Here is an 18,595-nt window from a genome sequence, read left to right as displayed (position 1 = left end):
TCTAGGCATCGACCTCCAGCGATTCGCTTAGGAGGTCGGTTATTTTTACGCGGATGTTGCCTGCGTCGGCTGGGATCTCGTATTTGCCGGTGACGAGTTCCTTTTTCTCCGGAATGTCGAGCATCGTGGGTTGAAAGATAGCTCCGTCGTAGTTGAAATCGATCATTACCGATTCGACCAACTCGCGCCAATCTTCGACGTTCTCCTTGAACAGCGAGAGCTTTTGCAGCAGGTTCATCGGATAGAATTTCTCGATGACCAGTTCGGTCTCCGTTGCTGAGATCTTTGCTTCTGAATCGCGTTTGAATTCGAGTTTCGAACGATCGCGGAGGATATCAACCACTTCAACGTCAACTTTAAACGGTGCTAGGGCCAATTTAAGCTGTGCCGCCAGGTCGGGTTCGTGTCCCATGCAGACAAGCAGAATTTTCTCAACAACCTTGTTCGGATTTTCGTTCTGCTTCTGTTCGGCTGATTTGTAGTCAAAATTGGCGATCAACTCATTCAGGTCCGCCCGAGTTGCGAGCCGGTTCACGGGCATGATCTTTACCAAGCGGCCATCTTTTTCACCGTCCCAGACAAGTGACACCGGCAAAGGTTGGATTTCTAATGATTCAAGCAAAAGTTCCTTTGCCTGCGCCGGATTTCGGAAAACGTCGTAGTGGTTAACATTGTAAACCTCGAATCCCTTAAATATCGGTTCGTCGGTCACCTCCAATTCTTGTGACAACTCGTCGGCTAAAGAAATTAGTCTCTTTGTCGTTGTTTGAAGAGCACCCAGATTTATGTCTGCACCAATGAATTTCCGGCCCAGTCTCATAGAAACAGCTTGGGCGGTCCCACTCCCCATAAAACAGTCAAATACTAAATCACCGGGATTTGAGGCTGCCTCTATTATCCGTTCAACAACTGACTCAGGTTTCTGGGTGGGATAGAACAAATTCTCGGTACGGTCAGCGGGCTGAAGCATTGAAAGCCTCCAGACATCGTCAACAGTTTTATCATCCGTTTCAATGTAAATGACCTTTCCGTCATCTCCCTTTGCGTTGACTAATTTTTTCGATGCCTTGTCCCAAACACGCTTGATTTGCTTGGTTGTTGCGTCTCTCTTTTCCTGAATCTTATTGAACGTGAACTTAGTGGCTTTCGAGTAGAAAAGTATTGTGTCGTGATTCGAGGCAAAACGGTTAATATTTCCTTGCATCTTGTTGTAGTAATGCCAAGTGATCTCATTTCTGAACGATTCACTGCCGAAGACTTCGTCCAAAATGATGCGCAGAAAATGATTCTTATGCCAGTCGCAATGAACGAAAATTGATCCGTCATCTGCAAGAAGCTCCCGTAAAAGAACGAGTCTTTCGTACATGAACTGAAGATATTCATCGTTTGTCCATATATCCGTGTACTGCTTCTCTTCAAATGCATTCTGATCATTCGATATTGCCTGACCTCGAAGCTCAATCTTTTTCTTGTAGTCGGCCTTGGAATCAAAAGGTGGATCGATATAGATAAGATTGACCTTGCCGCGAAACTCTTTTAGCAGGTGCGACATCACCTGAAGGTTGTCACCCCAGTAGATTCGGTTACGCCAGCCATTCACCTCAGTTCCGTAAGTTTCCTTCAACTGCGCCGGATAATACTGAGTCGAAGTAAAAGGTGACCTCCCTCCATTTTCAGCGCCGGTCTAAATTGGAGAAATTCGAGTCTCTAAGTATTGCTTAACCACCTCGTTCGGGGTCAGGCCGCACAGCGCGCTGTGCGGCCTGAAGCCGTTGTAGTCATCCTTGAACGCCGCGATCTTTTCCTTCGCGTCGTCAAGCGAAAGGAACCAGTTGACGTTCAGACATTCGTCCCGGAAGCTCCCGTTGAACGATTCGATGAACGGGTTATCCGTTGGTTTTCCGGGCCGGGAGAAGTCGAGCGTGACTTTGTTCTCGTACGCCCACCGGTCGAGTACCTTCGAAACGAACTCGCCGCCATTATCCACCTGGATCCGTTTTGGCACAATACCTCGTGCCAACTTGATCCGCTCCATTACGTCGACGACGTCGAACCCCTTCAAGCTTTGCCCGACCTCGATCTCGACGCATTCACGACTAAAATTATCGACTAAAGTTAATGCCCTGAATCTTCGCCCGTCGAACAACTGATCCGCCACGAAATCCATGCTCCAACACTCGTGCGGACCGCCGAGCACCGGACGCTCCATCCGGTGTGCCGCCGCCTTCGACCTTCGCGGCCTCTTACTTCGCAGATTTAGCCCTTCTTCCTTGTAAATACGGTATGTCCGCTTCCGGTTGTCCGCCCAACCTTCCCGCCTGAGCAGTATGTGTATCCGATCGAATCCGTATCTCACTCTCGTCTCCGCGATCTCTCTGATCCGCTGCCTTATCGCCTGATCGTCACGCCTGTGACCGACATAATGCAACACCGTCCTCGATACCATCATCACCGAGCAAACTTTCCGCTCCGAGATACGGTATGCATCCAGCAGCTTCCTTACCAACTTCTTCCGCTCTCCGGCCTTCAGACACTTTTTTTTAACACGTCCTGTAGCATCTGCTTGTCCAGCGTCAGATCCGCCACGATCCGCTTCAATCGGGCGTTCTCTTCTTCGAGTGAGCGCAGCCTTCGCAACTCCGCCGTCCCGAGCCCCTCGTACTTCTTCTTCCAGTTGTAGAACGTCGCCTCGCTGATCCCCATCTTCCGGCACACTTCTGCTACCGAAACCCCTGTGTCCGCCTGCTTCAACGCGAACACGATCTGCTGCTCCGTGAACTTCGATCTCTTCATGGTAATTATGTCTCCTCATACTGTCACAATTACCCGAATTCCTCTATTTTACATTGGCACTGTTTTTCGGGGGGAGGTCAAAGGCCGCTTCCCTTTCCAATAGAGCATCGGGTAGCCCTTAATCGGTTCGAACTCGATCTTGTCGACTGTTTCTGTTTCTGCTGCCTTTTGCTTCATCAATTTGATTGATCCCGTTTCTCTTTTGCGTCGCAATAAAACCGAATATCGCAGTTGCGGCAAAGTTTCTTCGGCCGCTCCGCGATCGCAAAGTCCTTGTTTTCTATCCTGGAAACTACTCCATCAAAGCTCTCGATCGTCTTTCCGATCGCAGCCTCATCGTTCGGGAAGGTGATATACGGACTGCCCGATTCCTCAGACGTATAATATAAATGCATCCGGCTGACGTTCAGGCCCGTCCGTTCCTGAACGATGTGCGAATAGACTTCGAGTTGCCGTTTGTACCGTTCGATCTTCTCGCGTTCATCGAACAGATCCGGTTTCTTTTCGGACTTGAAATCGACGATCTCGACGGTGTTCGGTGCCGCATTCTCGTCTCTTATCAAGTCGATGGTGCCGGCAAGAATGTACTCGTCCTTTACAAGCGAGACATCGACTTCGGCCTCTTTCAGCCGCGACCAGTCGTGGTTCTCGCGGCGGTAGTACCTGAGAACCTGTTCGAGCGCCGCCATCTTCGGATACTCCGAAAGATAGACCCGTTCCTTCTTACTGAGGGCTGCATAGTTGATCTCAAACCAGTTTCGGATCCGGTCCTCATTGATCGTGCTCTCTTCTCCACGCAACACGGTCTTATGAATGTCTTCGATCGTTTGGTGAACCAAGGTTCCGAACAAGATCGGACTCGTGCGTAGAGGTGCGAATTCAAGCTGCCTGAAGAATCGGTACTGTTCGGCACAGTTCTCGAATAAAATAATGTCTGACGTAAACGAGTACTCCCGTTTCAGGTTTACGGTCTTCACCGGCTCAAGCTCAAGCAATTCGGGCCGGAAAACAGGCTCCTTCCAATCCGGCAGGGCGTTCCAGATACCCTCGAGATAGGTCGAAGGAACTCGCCGCTGTCCACGGCCGGGAGCCTTGGTTTCGGCCGTCAGGACAAGCAGATTCTGTGCTCTCGAAAATGCTGTGTAGTAGAGCCGCCAGAAATCGTAATATTTGGTCTTCTCGATCGGCTCGAATGGCGGTCGGTGGTAATACTCTGACTCGAGGATCTCGTCGATATCGCTGTGCTGCTTATATGGCACGGCTTCCATCGATCCGACAAACACCACCGGAAATTCAAGTCCTTTCGATTGGTGGATCGTAAGAAACGACACGCAGCCGGACGGTGCGTACTCGGAAACGTCCTCGTATTCATTGATGCCGCCGTCTTTTAGGAATCTGAAAAACTGATTAAATAGCTGCGTAACTTTATCGTCAACGTCCTTCGGCTGAAGAACTACTACGTTGTGCAGATACTGAAACTTGCTGAGCAGCTTCGAAAGGATCGCGAGATTGCGGCCCGCCCTTGATTCACGCACATCGCCAGTCGCTTCCTGACCGAGAAACCGACTAAACATCGGAAACTGAAGCAGCTGATAGAATAGATCAGCGAACGCATAATCAGTGTTCTGCGCGAGCTTCTGATTTCTGCGAGCTAGCGGGACTATCCACTCTCGCATCTCCTGATTCTCGGGTAGCTTGATCTGCTCAAGGAACGGACGAACACATTGGTTGTCGAAATAGTCCCAGATGCTGAGGTCGATTTCCGGATGCCATTTCCTGATCGATGAATACTGCGGAAAAAGAAAGATCAGTGCCCCGAGCATCAGCCGGATCTCTTCCCGGTCAAAAAACATATTCGACCTCGGCGAGTAGACCGGAATGCCGCTTTCTTCAAGGAATTCGGCCAGGGCGACTGCCTTGTCATTCTTGACTGATCGGAACAGAAACGCGATCTGATTCAAATCTTGGAGGCCGCCTTTCTCGCGAAGAGTGTTGATTACATCGAGCACCTCATTGTGCCAGGCCTCCGGGGAGTGAGCCGAAACTCGCAGCGCGGTTGCCGTCTCAGGAAACTGTTTGTCACGTCTCGGCTCTATCGTTTTCTCAAGTCGAAAGACCGAACCGTGATGATCTCAGAAATGGCCTCCCATCCAGGTGTCGTAACGATGAACAATGTCGGGATGCGAACGGTAGTTCGTCGAAAGCGTCACCTCCGCGCAACCTTCGGAGAACTGATCTCGGAACTGAAGGATGTTTCGGATCGACGCTCCTCTAAAGCGGTAAAGTCCTTGATCGTCATCGCCGACCACGCAAAGATTTGGATTATCGCCGGTGATCTCTCGGAGAATTAGCTCCTGAATCGTGTTGGTGTCCTGATACTCGTCCACCATCACGTATTCGAATCGTTCTCGGAGAGTTTGTTTGATCGATCCGTGGCTTCGGAGAAGGTTGAGGGTCTCGAACTGAATAGTTGAAAAATCCAGAGCATTCTCTTCAGCTAATAGCTGCTGATAGAGATTGCACGCTTCACCGAGTGCCTTGATCTCAGGGTGATGCGATCTTACGAGTTCGTTAGGATCGATGGCCTCTTCAGATACCTTATTGATCCAGTTGAGAAGCCTGTCCGACAAGGCCCACGACGACGTTCTACCAGGATCTCCGACAACTAGCTCAAGGTTATCTATCGCTTCGAACTTCTTCTGCTTTTGATATACGAAATACTGCTGGTCGAATTCGTCCATCAAGGAATAGTTCCTTCTGAGACGGGTGAATTCGCGGAATTCTTCCAGGATACGGAGACAGATCGAATGAAACGTGCCGAGATACATCTCGTTGAGATTGAACCTGATGTTCATCCCTGTGAGGCGATTTGATATGCGGGTTCGTAGTTCGGCGGCCGCTTTGTCAGTGAATGTGAGAATTAGGAGCTTGTCCGGCGAGACATTGTGATTCGAAATAAGATAAACAACGCGCTCGACAAGTGTGAACGTTTTACCCGAGCCGGGGCCAGCAATTATCAGCACTGGCCCGGTCGTATGCCGAATCGCCTTCTGCTGATCTGTGTTCGCAGTACTCTGAAATAAGGGAGCAATGTCCATAATTGTCGAGCTTATCGCTGTTCATGGTCTGCTCGTCCCTTTCTCGAAGTATAAAATCAACTACCGAATGAATCGTTCCCCACTTTGTTTCTAGACTGTTCACAGGGTTTTCGCAGAAAATAACCTAGATTTATAATACTAGTTAAATAAATTTGAGGGAAGTATGTGAGTCTCAATTCATCTCACGACATCACCAACCGTTATCAACTTTAAGAAGATCCAGGACGTGGTGACCTTAGTGTTTAGAATTATTCCTACTATGGCACTTACAGTCTAATTTATCTCATAAATATAAACCATGCCTTGTCATGGGTTTATAGTTTCTGCAATAATGGAACTGTGAGTGCCATAAATACAAGCAAACTACACCGCTTACTAACTTCACAGCCTAGTGGAATTGTATTTCAAGCGAAGTGGCTTACCGATCAAGGATATAGCGGCCATCTTCAAAAGAAGTATCGGCAAAGCAATTGGCTTGTTTCGATAGGAAACGGGGCGATGATACGCGCCGGTGATCAGGTTGGTTATGAAGGCGCGATATACGCTCTCCAAGCGCAAACCGGATTGACGGTGCATCCGGGTGGGCGAACAGCCTTATCTCTGACCGGAAAGGCCCACTATCTCGAAATGGACTCCAAAAAGGTCACTCTGTTTGGGAAACAGGGCGAAAAATTGCCGACGTGGTTTCGAGAATACGATTGGGGTGTAAAAATAGACTTTTATCCCTCTTCATTCCTGCCTCCTGATCTCGGCATGACTGACATCGATTTCAGGACATTTTCAATAAAGGTGTCCGGCGCGGCCCGAGCAATGATGGAATGCCTATACCTAGCCCCTGACAAGCAAGATCTGATGGAATGTTACGAACTGATGGAAGGATTGAATAATCTGCGGCCGGATCAGGTACAGATATTGCTGGAGAAATGTCGGTCAATAAAGGTAAAGCGCCTGTTCCTTTATTTGGCTGAAAAATGCGGACACGGCTGGGTTGAATATTTGGACCTGAAGTACGTAGATCTTGGCAGCGGAAAACGCAGCATAGTAAAAAACGGGATATTTGTAAAGAAATATCAGATAACAGTTCCGAAGGAATTCGAAGAAAGTGGAAAAAGCAACCTATAGAAATCAGGTCTCACTGCTGTTGAACGTGCTTCCTGAAGTAGCCAAAGAAAAGTGTTTCGCACTTCACGGTGGCACCGCGATCAATCTTTTCGTCAGGGATATGCCGCGTCTTTCCGTTGACATCGACTTGACCTATGTTCCGATTGAAGATCGAGCGACTACAATGTCGAACATCAAGGCAGCTTTGGGAAGGGTGAAACGGAATGTAGAAACGGTTCTCAAGGATGTAAGGATTTCCGACAGAAGCGAGGCCGGAAAACTGCTCGTCTCGCAATCAGGTTTTGGAATAAAGATCGAGGTCAACTTGGTTGCCAGGGGAACAATTTCCGAACCGACTGAGATGACATTGTGTAAAAGAGCTCAGGAAGAATTTGAAGCTTTTTGTGTAATTCAAGTTTCACCTTTTGGTCAACTTTACGGCGGCAAAATATGCGCTGCCCTTGACCGGCAGCATCCGAGAGATCTCTTTGACGTAAAGTACCTACTTGAACACGAAGGATTTTCGGATGAGGTTAAAACCGGATTTCTCCTTTCATTGATATCCAGCGATCGGCCCTTACATGAGGTTATTCAACCAACCTTTCTGGACCAGCGGGCGACATTGGAAAATCACTTCATTGGAATGAGCAGCGAGCAGTTTACCTACGAGGACTTTGAAAACACTCGATCGAGATTGGTGGACTCGATTCACCAAAGATTGACGAATGAAGATCGCGAGTTTCTTTTAAGGGATCAATGGCTTGGATCCGAAATGGGATGACCATGATTTCCAGAAGTTTCCGGCGGTTCAGTGGAAGCTACAGAATCTTCGGCACCTGAAAGACAGTAATCCCGCCAAATTCAAGCAACAGTATGAATCTCTGGAACGAATCCTAACTATTTCGGCGAAGTGAGATGATGCGTTGATTTCGGGAGCCTATGTATTCCCCTGCATTCTCCATAAGTTGTCTGATGAATGGACCGTCGATCAGGAGATCGATATGAGTGAGGATGTAGTCAACGCTTTTATCTTTTCTGCCGATCAGCGTGTCCATGGTGTTTCCGGTATAAACGGTAATGTGTACGCCGAGTTTGTTGAGCCGTGATACAAGTTCTGCAACTGACGCTGCTTGGTCGAACGGTTCACCGCCGAGAATTGTCACTCCGTCGTGTTTTGAACGATTGGCAACGATCTCGTTGACAATTGACGATATCGGAACAAGCGATCCGTTTTCGCGCTTATGCGTTTCTGGAACATAGCAGCCGGGGCAGCGCAGAGAGCAACCGGCCACACGTATGACGCTTCGCCTACCGGGGCCGTCCACAACTGAGTTGTGATAGAGACCATAGAGCCAGATCGAAAATGCGTCGTCTTCAACTGCTTTGGGAGATGGCCGTGTAAATGCCGCATGAACCGGTCGTCCGCAGTTAAAAGATGTTCCCTTTCCAATGACGGTCTCAAGTTGTCGGACAGTTCCATTTGAAACCCCTGAGACTTCGACCGTTACTCGTCCCGTATCGGGTTCAACAATAAATGTGACAGCATTCTTCATTTCGCCTCGATTCGCCGCTTTTGCTGCGGCCTAACGTAATACTCTTTAGTTTTTGTGTCTTTTGATGGGCTTCCCAGAACCTGTTTCAGTTGCTGTGCAGTCTTTTCGCAAGCCGGTCCGTGAACACCTTTGATCTCGGTGTCACACTTTCCGGTGTCGGTGTCGATAGTGAATTCGATTTCGGGCATAGAGCCTCCTTTTGGCTAGAATTTGACTCTGATCTTGACTGTTTTGCCGATCAACTCACGGGTGAGAGTGCCGCCGAGTTTCTTTGCCATTTTCCGTGCTGCGGCCTCGTGGTAGCTTGTTTGGAGTTTGGTTATCCAATCGCGTCCAAGCTTGTAATTGAGATCCATGTCGTCGATGACCGCGACATATCCCGATGCAGTTTTTTGAAAACCGATGTCGCCCAAAAGTCGCTTGTCCTTCACACCTGAACGACGAATAACGATGTCGGCGGTACGCTTATCGCGTCTGTCCCAGCCTTCAAGTACAAGGCCCTGTCCACGAGCAACTTCGGTAAAACCAAGATCGGAAAGTGCCTCGATCAGAAGATCAGCGCTCTCAAAGGCTTGCGAATCGAATGTCATGTATTTGCTCATAAAGCCTCTTAATTAGAATTCGTAAATGCGATTGGAGTGTTGTCCAGTAAGCTGCGAGCCTTCAGGTTTTGCGGAAACGCCTTTTATGTTGTTTCTCGCCCATTTGCGAATCTCTTCAATCTTCTCGCTCATCATTTGGGCTGTCGGGGTGAGCTTTTCGGCAGCTTTGAGAATGTCGCGAGTCTCGGCTTCGCGGTCGCCGTCGATAAACGCTTCGAGAACGCCGTCCTTTACCGTTTCCTCTATCTCGGAACCTGAGAAGTCATTGCTTTTTTCGACAAGCTGGTCGATATCGAACCTCTCAGGATCAAGATGGCGTTTTCTCAGATGAACTTTGAATATCTCCTCTCGGTCTTCACTCCCCGGAAGATCGACAAAGTGGATGTATGAGAACCTGCCGATCCTGAACTGTTCTGATTCGAGTTCGCGGACGTCATTTGCGGTCGCAAAGACCAGAACGTCCTTGTTGTCCTGCATCCAGTTGAGAAGATACGAGATCGTTCGTGCCGTCTCGCCGCCATCGGTCTTGTTGGAGGACTTCATGCCTGACACAGCTTTTTCAAACTCACTGATCCCGAGAATGCCCTTGATCGTTCCGGCTATTGAAAGGGCTCGTTTGATCGACATCGCGGACGAACCGATAACACCGCCGCCTTCGCCCATGATTGAGCCGAAATCCAGGTCAAGCAGAGCACGATTGGTAATGCTCGATGCCACACGTTTACAGAGGTCCTTGCCGCAGCCGGGCAAGCCCACAAGCAAAATACCCTTGCAAGGTTCTACATGACGAGCTTTAGCTCTAGGACTGAACGTGTATGCAGCACGTTCGAGTATCGCCCTTAGAGATTTGTAACCACCAAGATTGCTGGCCGGTTCCGGATGAACATAGGTCAACGAACCGCTGCCGCGAATTACATTCTTCTTTTCCTCAAGAATTACGTTGATAGATTCCTGATTGAGACCGTTGCAGCTGATAACCGCCTTAGCGATCACATTGCTGATCTCGCCTGCGGTAAGTCCCAGAAGGGATTGAAGCAAAGCGTCCTGCGTATCTTTTGTAAGACTGATATCAAGCCCGTTCGCCCTAAGATTGTCGAGCTGGAGTTCTATCGAATCGTCGATCTCGGTTTCCTTTGGAAGCCCAAGCTCGATCTGAGTCACTTCTTTTTCGAGTGTTTTTAACTCTGGAAAGTTCGGACCGGCAAACAGGACAGTCGCCTTGGTTGATTTGAGCTTCCATGCGATCTCCCTAAGCCGCCGGACCAGCAAAGCATCTTCCTGACCGAACGGAGAGATGTATGGTGCATAGTCACAAAGCAGAAAGATGCCCGTTTTCTGTTCGCTTATGTATCCGAGCACGCCTTCGGGATCCTCCGTGTCAAGAACCGGAGTAGGGGGCTGAAGCAGCCCCTCCTTCGGATCGACGATCCTTTGCAGTCCAGTAGGACGGCTCCAGAAGAAAAGTGGCTTTTCCTTGTGCCTCTCCTGAAAGACGAGATCAAGAAGTGCGTCTTTCACTCGATCTTCCTCATAGGTGTTGATCGCGATAAGCGGATATCTTGCCCGAATCCTGATATCGAGCTCGTTTAGGAATGTGCCGATGCTGTCCGCATCGGTTTCTTGCTGCGTCATTTGCTTTTGGGATTTACGAGACGGACTGCACTACCTGCTGGCGTCCGTTCTGATGGTTTGTGGCGTTTGAATTTCCGTTCGGATTTCCATTTGCGTTGGTCATCCGCTGCACCTTTTGCATCTCTTCGCGGGAAGCGATGCCGTTCTCGATCGCAAAGCCAAGGTTCGCGAGTGCACGGCCTACCGCACTGGTCTCTCCGTTCTCGATGTGCGAAGTCGCGTTCACATACCCCTGCCCGCGAATCTCAAATGCGTGTCCGGTCGCGCTTGGCTCTGCGTCATCACGCTCGCGGAAAACGCTTGCCTTGATACACACAAATCCGCTGTCCTCGTTCAGGCGGACGAGTTCCGTGAGAATGCGACCATCGGGATACTTCGTGTAAAACTCAACGATGCGAGTATGTACCGGAATATAGTTACTAAGATCAAAACTTGCCATTATGTTGGTTCCTTACAATTCCAGAGCCGATAGCCTGTCCTCATCCAAGAGTTTCTTTGACTGGACAGAAGTCAGCCTGATCAGGTCACTAAGAGCAGATTGCATCTCGTGAGTCGTTCGCTGTTTTACTTCACGACCGGCGGCATTTTGGAGTTTGTCTAAGACCTCTTCGAGCGATGTGTCACCTGTGAAATTCATCAATTGATACCATTCGCACATCTGCCTTGCCCGTTTTGCAAGCGAGCCGGAAACAAAGTTTGCCCCCTTAAGCTTTTCCGACATCTCGCTGGCGGCCTCGAAGATCTTCGCGGTCAGCTGCGAAAGCCCTTCCTTGATCGGCGACACCGCTTCTTCAGCCTCGCGTCGTGCAGCCTCGATCTTCATATTGCGAATGCGTTCCTTAACTTCCCTTTCTTGACGGGTTTCTTCCTCGACCTGGGTCACCTTTATCTGTTCGACCCGACGTTTCGAATCCAATTCCAGTTCGAGCGAAACACGCTCAGCATCGACCTTTGCAGTTTCAAGGGAAAGAGTTTTTCTTAGGTTCTGTTCGGCAATCATCTCGGAGCCGAGAACGATCACTTTTGGCTTCATCGTGATAGTAAGTCCATCGCGGATCATCTCGCGCGTCGGAACCATCCCAATCGCCTGAGCAGCTACCGCATTCACGAACTCCTCCCTATCGAAGGACTCGTCACTGGTCGCTTCGAAACGGTCGGCCGAATCTCTCGCAAGCGTGTAGAAACTGTCCTGGAGTATGCCAAGGATCTCATCATAATTCTCAAGTACTTCAGCCTTTGCTTTACTCAGAGTCTCGCAGGCTTTGTGATATGCCTGCTCGAACTGCTCGAATGCTGTCCACGGAATCCATTTATATTCGCTTGTTCCCCAGACGGTTTCGCAGAGCGTAAACTTGAATCCGTATCTTGTGAGCGCCTGATGGGCACGCGCCGCACCGCGCATAAGCTTGTTGCGGTAAGCGTCCGGCAGCAGTCCGGCACGAGGCGGGCTGACATGAACCGCCGCGTTTTCGGGCAGCTTAACGCCGAGCGTTTTCCACTCAAGCTGCCTGACAAGCGCTCCGAAACCACGGCAATCGATATTCATGAATATGCCTTCACTTTCGAGGATCGAAAGATCGAACGGCAGAGATTCGACTTCGTTTGCGTCGATTCCAAGTTCAACAGCAGCCTTTTCCTTTCTCGAATCGAATCGCTTGAGAATGTCTTGGGCCAAATCAGCTGGTTGTGTACTTTCCTGCTCATCCGCTCGATCAAACACCTCGTCGGTTTTTCTATAGCCGTTTTGTCCAAAGATATTCGCCAGAACGGAATTGGCGAGCGATTGTGGAGGAGTTTCCAAGACTTGTTCACCGGGACCTGAGTTGTAAGTTTGTGCTTCCATTGACACTCACATGCCCGCCGCTTGTTTTTTCAGTTCGCTTAACGGAGTCGGGATAAAGTCCTCAACTCGTTCGATCCTGAGGCCGTGAATATCCAGTTCTTCGAGTTCGCTCAACGCGAAATACCCCCATTCGGATTCAAAACCGATAACGAATCCGAAGAAAATAAAATCGTTTGCTTCCGGCTGCCCTTTGGTAACAAACCATGTCCAGCCGCTACATGGGAAGAAGTACACGGCATAAACTATCGGATCTTCGGAGTTCTCCTGCTCTCTGAACCCGGGCAATCGCTCTTTCAGTTCTTTAGTAAGCAGTTCCTGCATGACGGTTATTTCTACCTGTGAATCGCGGACGCAACCTGTGCCGGAGTGCAGTAAAGCGAGCGTGAAGTCCCGCTTTCGAGATCGAAGTAAGATGCAAATCGCTTAAGCGACCTTGTCAGGAACATTGCCGACAGCATTTCAGCGATTTCGACTGCTACACGCTGATTGATGTTGAGACTTTGCTCCCCGAGCCTTATTCGATCCGGACAGGAAAGAGCTTCGTTCGTTTCAAAAGTTACCTTTGTCTCAGGTTCAAGAAGATCAGGATGCACAAGCGACGGAGCCGGGAGCGAGCGGCAGATACTTGTCCCCGCAAAATACTGCTGAGGCTTTAACCGTCTTGTATTTGAACCGAGAAGAACCTGTCCGGACATTCTGCCGTTTCCGGCATCTATCCACCAGGTACCGGGTGCGTCTGATGAGCCATAGGTTTTGAACTCGTCGATAGCGCCGTGAATATCACGCCTTGCCAAGTGATTGTCAACGCACCCGACAATTACGGTGAGGCTGCGATAATCTCGCATTGACCGACGCATGTGCTTTTCGACATCAAACGCTTCACAGGAATACTCGATTTCCATTCCCCAAGCCAGAGTGATTCTTTCTGCAAGAGTCTGGGCCTTGTATCGACCGATCTCAGCGGCGCAGAAGTTGCTTCGCGGTATGTTGCCGCTCTCGACGACATCGGGATCAACTATCAACATCTCGACCTGACCTGCTCCCGTAAAATTACCCCAAGTGGAAAGCAAGAATCAAATAGAATGGAGGAAGGTTCTTGCAATGAGGAAAAAGTATACGGAAGAGCAGATCGTGGGGATCTTGCGAGGGGCGGAGGCGAGCGGGAAAGGCGTTAAGGAATATTGCCGTGAGAAGGGAGTGCACGAGACGACGTTCTACGGGTGGAAGAAGCGGTTTGGGTCGATGGATGTCGAGGAGGTACGGGAGTACCGAACGCTGGTGCAGGAGAACGCACGGTTGAAGCGTCTGCTGGCTGAGCGCGATCTTGAGATCGACGCGATCAAAGAGGTGCTTAAAAAAAGTGGTAGGCGTGTCGGACCGGCGAGAGGCAGAGGATAATGATCGGTGCGGGCGTGAGCGAGCGGTTTTCGTGTGCTTTGTTGGAGTTGGAGCGAAAGAGCTATCGGTACGAGCGGCGAGAGCGAGCACCTGACCCGATCTCAGAGCGGATAAAGGAGCTGGCGCTTGCTTATCCGCGATTCGGGTATCGGCGGATATGGGCGATGCTGCGACGGGCCGGAGAGGTGGTGAACATCAAGCGTGTGCATCGCTGGTGGAAGAAGCTGAAGCTGCAGCTTGCGAGGAAAAGGCCGAAAAGACGGCGTCAGGACGTGCAGATGATCGTTCCAAAGGCCGAGAAGGCGAACCAGGTGTGGACTTACGATTTTGTATTCGATCAGGCAGTTTCGGGGCGAAAGCTGAAGATGCTGACGCTGGTTGATGAATACACGAGGGAATGCCTTGCGGTCGAGGTCGCATCATCGATCACGGCGAGGGGCGTGAGACGGGTGCTTGAGCGGGTTTGCCGCGAGAGAGGATGCCCTCAGATGATCCGCTCGGACAACGGCAGTGAATTCATCGCCGGGGCGACCCGCGAATGGCTCTCGGCAAACAACATTCAGCCGATGTTCATCGCACCGGGCAAGCCTTGGCAGAACGGCAAATGCGAGAGCTTTAACGGCAAGCTGCGCGATGAACTGCTGGGCCAAAGGTGGTTCAGTTCGATGTGGGAAGCACGGGTAGTGATCGAAAGCTGGCGGAAATTCTACAACACGACGCGCCCGCATTCGTCGCTTGGCTATCTCACACCCGCCGAGTTTGCTGCCAGCCTCGCCTCTGGCTCGGCTGCCACCAAACTCGATCACGATCCGACGGCAGTTAGACCAAAAACACTAGCTTTCCACTTGGGGTAAAAACAGGGGGCTGGACAGCCAAAACTTCCTTTTGAGTCACGTTATGATCAATCGCCTCAAGATCTCTCTTATTCTTACGCCTCTGGCACTTGTGCTCGTGGCCGGAGTTTATATCTATTCGCTCTGGGCAACGGAGATGAAAAACCAGGCAGACCTGCCTTTTGAAGCGGTGGATAGGATGATGCGGGATCTGTTAACGTTCAATCAAAAAAGAGGAGCCTTCCCCAAAGATCTAAAGCAAATGGAAGGAGTTGTCTGGGATCAGAAGCAACCAAGAAATCTTTCTAATGACAACAGAACGCTGAATCGCAGGAATTACTACTATCTCTATACTGCCGTCAACGCCAAATATGTAACGATCTGGGCAATTCCCACGGGTAAACTTCGCGATGAGGCTCCATCCTGGTTTTATGTATTAACCCCGGAACAATGCCGAAGATGGAAGGGCCCGGCCATAGAGTTTGATCAACTCAAGAATGTATCCGGCACACCAACGCCCGAGCAGCTCGGAATTCTTGGACTTACGGAACAGGGCCGCATACAATTCACAAATTCAAATCCTTAATAGAGCTTGGTTAGTTGTAAGACGCTCTATGAACATCAGTACGCATACACTTGATCACATCCTCGTCTTCAGCGTAGTTGTTCCGAAAATATTTGTATGCATCATCAACATTGGTTGGCAAACCGCAGCGAATCAGTTCAATTTTGTAGAGCAAATGCTCGATAAGTTCCTCTTCTTCAAAGGCATTGCCACAACAGTCACATCTCACAATCATTAGGTCGTGAATTACAGATAACGCGAATTTCTCAGATTTCTCCTGAGTATTACAATGAAGTCCAATCGAGGCCGGGCAACGAGAGTAACTCTCCAATCTGCAGACTGTTTGAGCCCGTCAAGTTTCTAGGACAAAAAACTCTTTCGATTTCATGGGAGTTATAAGAAGAGCTATGGGAGGACCCTGACAACTCAACATGATCAACCGGACTGAGGCATTACAAATCGCCTTCCGTCTTGTCTGACAACAATCTCAAAATCCATATTGTATAGCCGTTTAAGGTTGGCCTTGGTTACTAATTCGGCTACGGCCCCAAAAGCGTATTGGTTCTCATCGAACATCATCAAAACCTGATCAGCACACTCCGTCACATGATTAATGTCGTGGGTCGTGATCACCACGAGTGCGTTCTGTTTAGCTGCGATGTCAACAATCAATGATAAAACCCGGTACGTGTTCCTGATATCCAAAAATATCGTCGGTTCATCCAGAAGGATAATTTTCGATTGCTGACATAGTGCCAGACCGAGCAGAACCAATCTACGCTCGCCTCCACTTAGTGTTGTATAGTTCCTATACCGCAGGTCTATGATCTGTAACCGCTCCATTACGGATTCGGCGATAGCTCTATCGTCTTTCGAAGGGAAGCCGAGCGCTCGAAGGTAGGGGGTTCGACCCATCAATATCAAGTCTTCGACGGAATAAGAAAAGGCCGGATGGTGCTCCTGTGGAACCAGCGCTATCGTCTTAGCCCGTTCGATATGAGGTGTTTCGAATACGGACCTTTGGGAAATAAGAACGTCTCCGTCTATCGGGTTTAGGAAGCCAATCATCGTTCTTAACAATGTGGACTTCCCGACTCCATTGGGGCCGAGAATAGCGAGGACCCCGCTGCTCACTTGGAATCCAAGATTCTGGATGATGATCTTCTTTTTAAGCTGAACGCGTAGATTTCGAACTTCGAGGTCTACCATACAGTTTGCCTCCCTCTGTGGATCAGGTAGATAAAAAAAGGACAGCCCACCAACGCCGTAATGATGCCCACCGGAATTTCAAATCCGTACAGATTTCGTGATAAGAAGTCAACAATTATCAAATACGTGGAGCCCAATCCGATGCTTCCGAGAAGAATATCCCGATTGTTAGCGCCAACGAGAATTCTGACAATATGCGGGATGATCAGTCCTACCCAACCAATGGGGCCGGCAACAGAAACAACGGAAGTGGTCATCAACGTCGTTATTAGAATAAGTAGCAACCGGAACCTTTCCGGGTTGACGCCTAGTGATTGAGCCTCCTGATCCCCCAAAGAAATGACATTTATTCTCCAGCTTAGGAAAGGCAGCAATAGACATCCGACGAGTACAAAAGGGATTACTTGGACAATATGTCTCCACTGCGATGACGAGAAGCTGCCCATCATCCAGAAGACTATTGCCTGAAGCTTATCCTGTTCGGTGAAATATTGAAGAAGCGCGACGAGGGCAGAAAAAAAACTCGTGATAATGACTCCTGACAGCACCAGAATCGTATTATCCCTTTGTCCATACATTTTTGAAATTAGGTAGGCACCCGTCACAGCGAGGCCACCGAAGACAAACGCAGAGGAATGGATTAATAATGGATTGAACGAGTTAAGAAGAACGATGACAATTGAAGCTCCGAAAGAAGCCCCGGAAGAGATACCAAGCAGATAGGGACTAACCAACGGATTCCTGAAAACGGCTTGAAGGACGGCACCGGCAACGGAAAGCGTCGAACCAACGAGTGTCCAGCCCCCTGTTTTTACCCCAGGTGGAAAGCTAGTGTTTTTGGTCTAACTGCCGTCGGATCGTGATCGAGTTTGGTGGCAGCCGAGCCAGAGGCGAGGCTGGCAGCAAACTCGGCGGGTGTGAGATAGCCAAGCGACGAATGCGGGCGCGTCGTGTTGTAGAATTTCCGCCAGCTTTCGATCACTACCCGTGCTTCCCACATCGAACTGAACCACCTTTGGCCCAGCAGTTCATCGCGCAGCTTGCCGTTAAAGCTCTCGCATTTGCCGTTCTGCCAAGGCTTGCCCGGTGCGATGAACATCGGCTGAATGTTGTTTGCCGAGAGCCATTCGCGGGTCGCCCCGGCGATGAATTCGCTGCCGTTGTCCGAGCGGATCATCTGAGGGCATCCTCTCTCGCGGCAAACCCGCTCAAGCACCCGTCTCACGCCCCTCGCCGTGATCGATGATGCGACCTCGACCGCAAGGCATTCCCTCGTGTATTCATCAACCAGCGTCAGCATCTTCAGCTTTCGCCCCGAAACTGCCTGATCGAATACAAAATCGTAAGTCCACACCTGGTTCGCCTTCTCGGCCTTTGGAACGATCATCTGCACGTCCTGACGCCGTCTTTTCGGCCTTTTCCTCGCAAGTCGCAGCCTTCAGCTTCTTCCACCAGCGATGCACACGCTTGATGTTCACCACCTCTCCGGCCCGTCGCAAAGATCGCCCATATCCGCCGATACCCGAATCGCGGATAAGCAAGCGCCAGCTCCTTTATCCGCTCTGAGATCGGGTCAGGTGCTCGCTCTCGCCGCTCGTACCGATAGCTCTTTCGCTCCAACTCCAACAAAGCACACGAAAACCGCTCGCTCACGCCCGCACCGATCATTATCCTCGCTGCCTCTCGCCGGTCCGACACGCCTACCACTTTTTTTTAAGCACCTCTTTGATCGCGTCGATCTCAAGATCGCGCTCAGCCAGCAGACGCTTCAACCGTGCGTTCTCCTGCACCAGCGTTCGGTACTCCCGTACCTCCTCGACATCCATCGACCCAAACCGCTTCTTCCACCCGTAGAACGTCGTCTCGTGCACTCCCTTCTCACGGCAATATTCCTTAACGCCTTTCCCGCTCGCCTCCGCCCCTCGCAAGATCCCCACGATCTGCTCTTCCGTATACTTTTTCCTCATT

The 18,595-nt window shown here is 50.1% G+C and carries 13 protein-coding genes and 5 pseudogenes; 4 read left to right on the top strand and 14 right to left on the bottom strand.

From position 1 onward, the window contains the following. Position 1: 1 nt before the first annotated feature. From IPM59_09490 to IPM59_09480, 3 genes and pseudogenes are all read right to left on the bottom strand, one after another. Entirely contained in the window at positions 2-1,624 is a 1,623-nt protein-coding gene (locus tag IPM59_09490; GenBank protein MBK9215816.1) for a site-specific DNA-methyltransferase, read from the bottom strand. A gap of 60 nt (positions 1,625-1,684) precedes the next feature. After that, a protein-coding gene (locus tag IPM59_09485) for an IS3 family transposase (protein MBK9215815.1) occupies positions 1,685-2,793 on the bottom strand; the annotation gives its coding sequence in 2 pieces (ribosomal slippage) (positions 1,685-2,529 and positions 2,529-2,793; 1,110 coding nt in all). A 176-nt stretch (positions 2,794-2,969) separates the two neighbouring features. Further along, positions 2,970-5,891 (bottom strand): annotated as a pseudogene (locus IPM59_09480) (ATP-dependent helicase). 348 nt (positions 5,892-6,239) lie between these two features. Here IPM59_09480 and IPM59_09475 point away from each other — a divergent pair. After that, on the top strand, positions 6,240-7,013 hold the full coding sequence (locus tag IPM59_09475; protein ID MBK9215814.1) for a type IV toxin-antitoxin system AbiEi family antitoxin: 774 nt from the start codon (positions 6,240-6,242) through the stop codon (positions 7,011-7,013). Beyond that, positions 6,994-7,906 (top strand): annotated as a pseudogene (locus tag IPM59_09470) (nucleotidyl transferase AbiEii/AbiGii toxin family protein). The gene IPM59_09475 and the pseudogene IPM59_09470 overlap by 20 nt, the downstream one beginning before the upstream one ends. Here the strand turns inward: IPM59_09470 and IPM59_09465 are convergent. Genes IPM59_09465 through IPM59_09430 form a run of 8 tightly spaced genes read right to left on the bottom strand, consistent with a single transcriptional unit; the run spans position 7,886 to position 13,647 of the window. Then, positions 7,886-8,545, bottom strand: coding sequence for a radical SAM protein (locus IPM59_09465; protein MBK9215813.1), 660 nt, complete (start codon positions 8,543-8,545; stop codon positions 7,886-7,888). The pseudogene IPM59_09470 and the gene IPM59_09465 sit on opposite strands and share 21 nt — an antisense overlap. Further along, positions 8,542-8,733 carry a DUF2997 domain-containing protein gene (locus IPM59_09460; GenBank protein ID MBK9215812.1) on the bottom strand — a complete coding sequence of 64 codons (192 nt, stop codon included), beginning with the start codon at positions 8,731-8,733 and terminating at the stop codon, positions 8,542-8,544. The genes IPM59_09465 and IPM59_09460 overlap by 4 nt, the downstream gene beginning before the upstream one ends. Before the next feature lie 15 nt (positions 8,734-8,748). Continuing rightward, positions 8,749-9,147 (bottom strand): DUF1257 domain-containing protein, encoded by a 399-nt coding sequence (locus IPM59_09455; protein MBK9215811.1) that lies wholly within the window; start codon positions 9,145-9,147, stop codon positions 8,749-8,751. 12 nt (positions 9,148-9,159) lie between these two features. After that, the gene (locus tag IPM59_09450) at positions 9,160-10,779 is read right to left on the bottom strand and encodes an AAA family ATPase (protein ID MBK9215810.1); all 1,620 of its coding nucleotides are present in this window, start codon (positions 10,777-10,779) and stop codon (positions 9,160-9,162) included. A gap of 13 nt (positions 10,780-10,792) precedes the next feature. Next, positions 10,793-11,218: a hypothetical protein gene (locus IPM59_09445; protein MBK9215809.1), complete on the bottom strand. Its 426-nt coding sequence runs from the start codon at positions 11,216-11,218 to the stop codon at positions 10,793-10,795. A gap of 12 nt (positions 11,219-11,230) precedes the next feature. Next, positions 11,231-12,580: a hypothetical protein gene (locus tag IPM59_09440; protein ID MBK9215808.1), complete on the bottom strand. Its 1,350-nt coding sequence runs from the start codon at positions 12,578-12,580 to the stop codon at positions 11,231-11,233. A gap of 48 nt (positions 12,581-12,628) precedes the next feature. After that, positions 12,629-12,943, bottom strand: a complete 315-nt coding sequence (locus IPM59_09435; GenBank protein ID MBK9215807.1) for a DUF2958 domain-containing protein — start codon at positions 12,941-12,943, stop codon at positions 12,629-12,631. A gap of 11 nt (positions 12,944-12,954) precedes the next feature. Further along, entirely contained in the window at positions 12,955-13,647 is a 693-nt protein-coding gene (locus tag IPM59_09430; GenBank protein ID MBK9215806.1) for a ThiF family adenylyltransferase, read from the bottom strand. Between the two features lie 76 nt (positions 13,648-13,723). Here IPM59_09430 and IPM59_09425 point away from each other — a divergent pair. Together IPM59_09425 and IPM59_09420 are read left to right on the top strand one after the other, a co-directional pair. After that, positions 13,724-14,874, top strand: a pseudogene (locus IPM59_09425) (IS3 family transposase). A gap of 43 nt (positions 14,875-14,917) precedes the next feature. Continuing rightward, a complete protein-coding gene (locus IPM59_09420) occupies positions 14,918-15,439 on the top strand; it encodes a hypothetical protein (GenBank protein ID MBK9215805.1) in 522 nt (173 codons plus the stop codon). A gap of 414 nt (positions 15,440-15,853) precedes the next feature. Here the strand turns inward: IPM59_09420 and IPM59_09415 are convergent, their stop codons facing one another. The 3 genes and pseudogenes from IPM59_09415 to IPM59_09405 form a co-directional block, all read right to left on the bottom strand. After that, a complete protein-coding gene (locus IPM59_09415) occupies positions 15,854-16,627 on the bottom strand; it encodes an ABC transporter ATP-binding protein (protein MBK9215804.1) in 774 nt (257 codons plus the stop codon). Further along, positions 16,621-17,424 (bottom strand): annotated as a pseudogene (locus IPM59_09410) (iron ABC transporter permease). The gene IPM59_09415 and the pseudogene IPM59_09410 overlap by 7 nt, the downstream one beginning before the upstream one ends. A gap of 14 nt (positions 17,425-17,438) precedes the next feature. After that, positions 17,439-18,594, bottom strand: a pseudogene (locus IPM59_09405) (IS3 family transposase). Position 18,595 lies beyond the last annotated feature (1 nt).

The organism is Chloracidobacterium sp. (assembly GCA_016715795.1).
Taxonomy (GTDB): Bacteria; Acidobacteriota; Blastocatellia; order Pyrinomonadales; family Pyrinomonadaceae; genus OLB17.
This window is presented reverse-complemented; position numbering and strand designations above follow the sequence as displayed.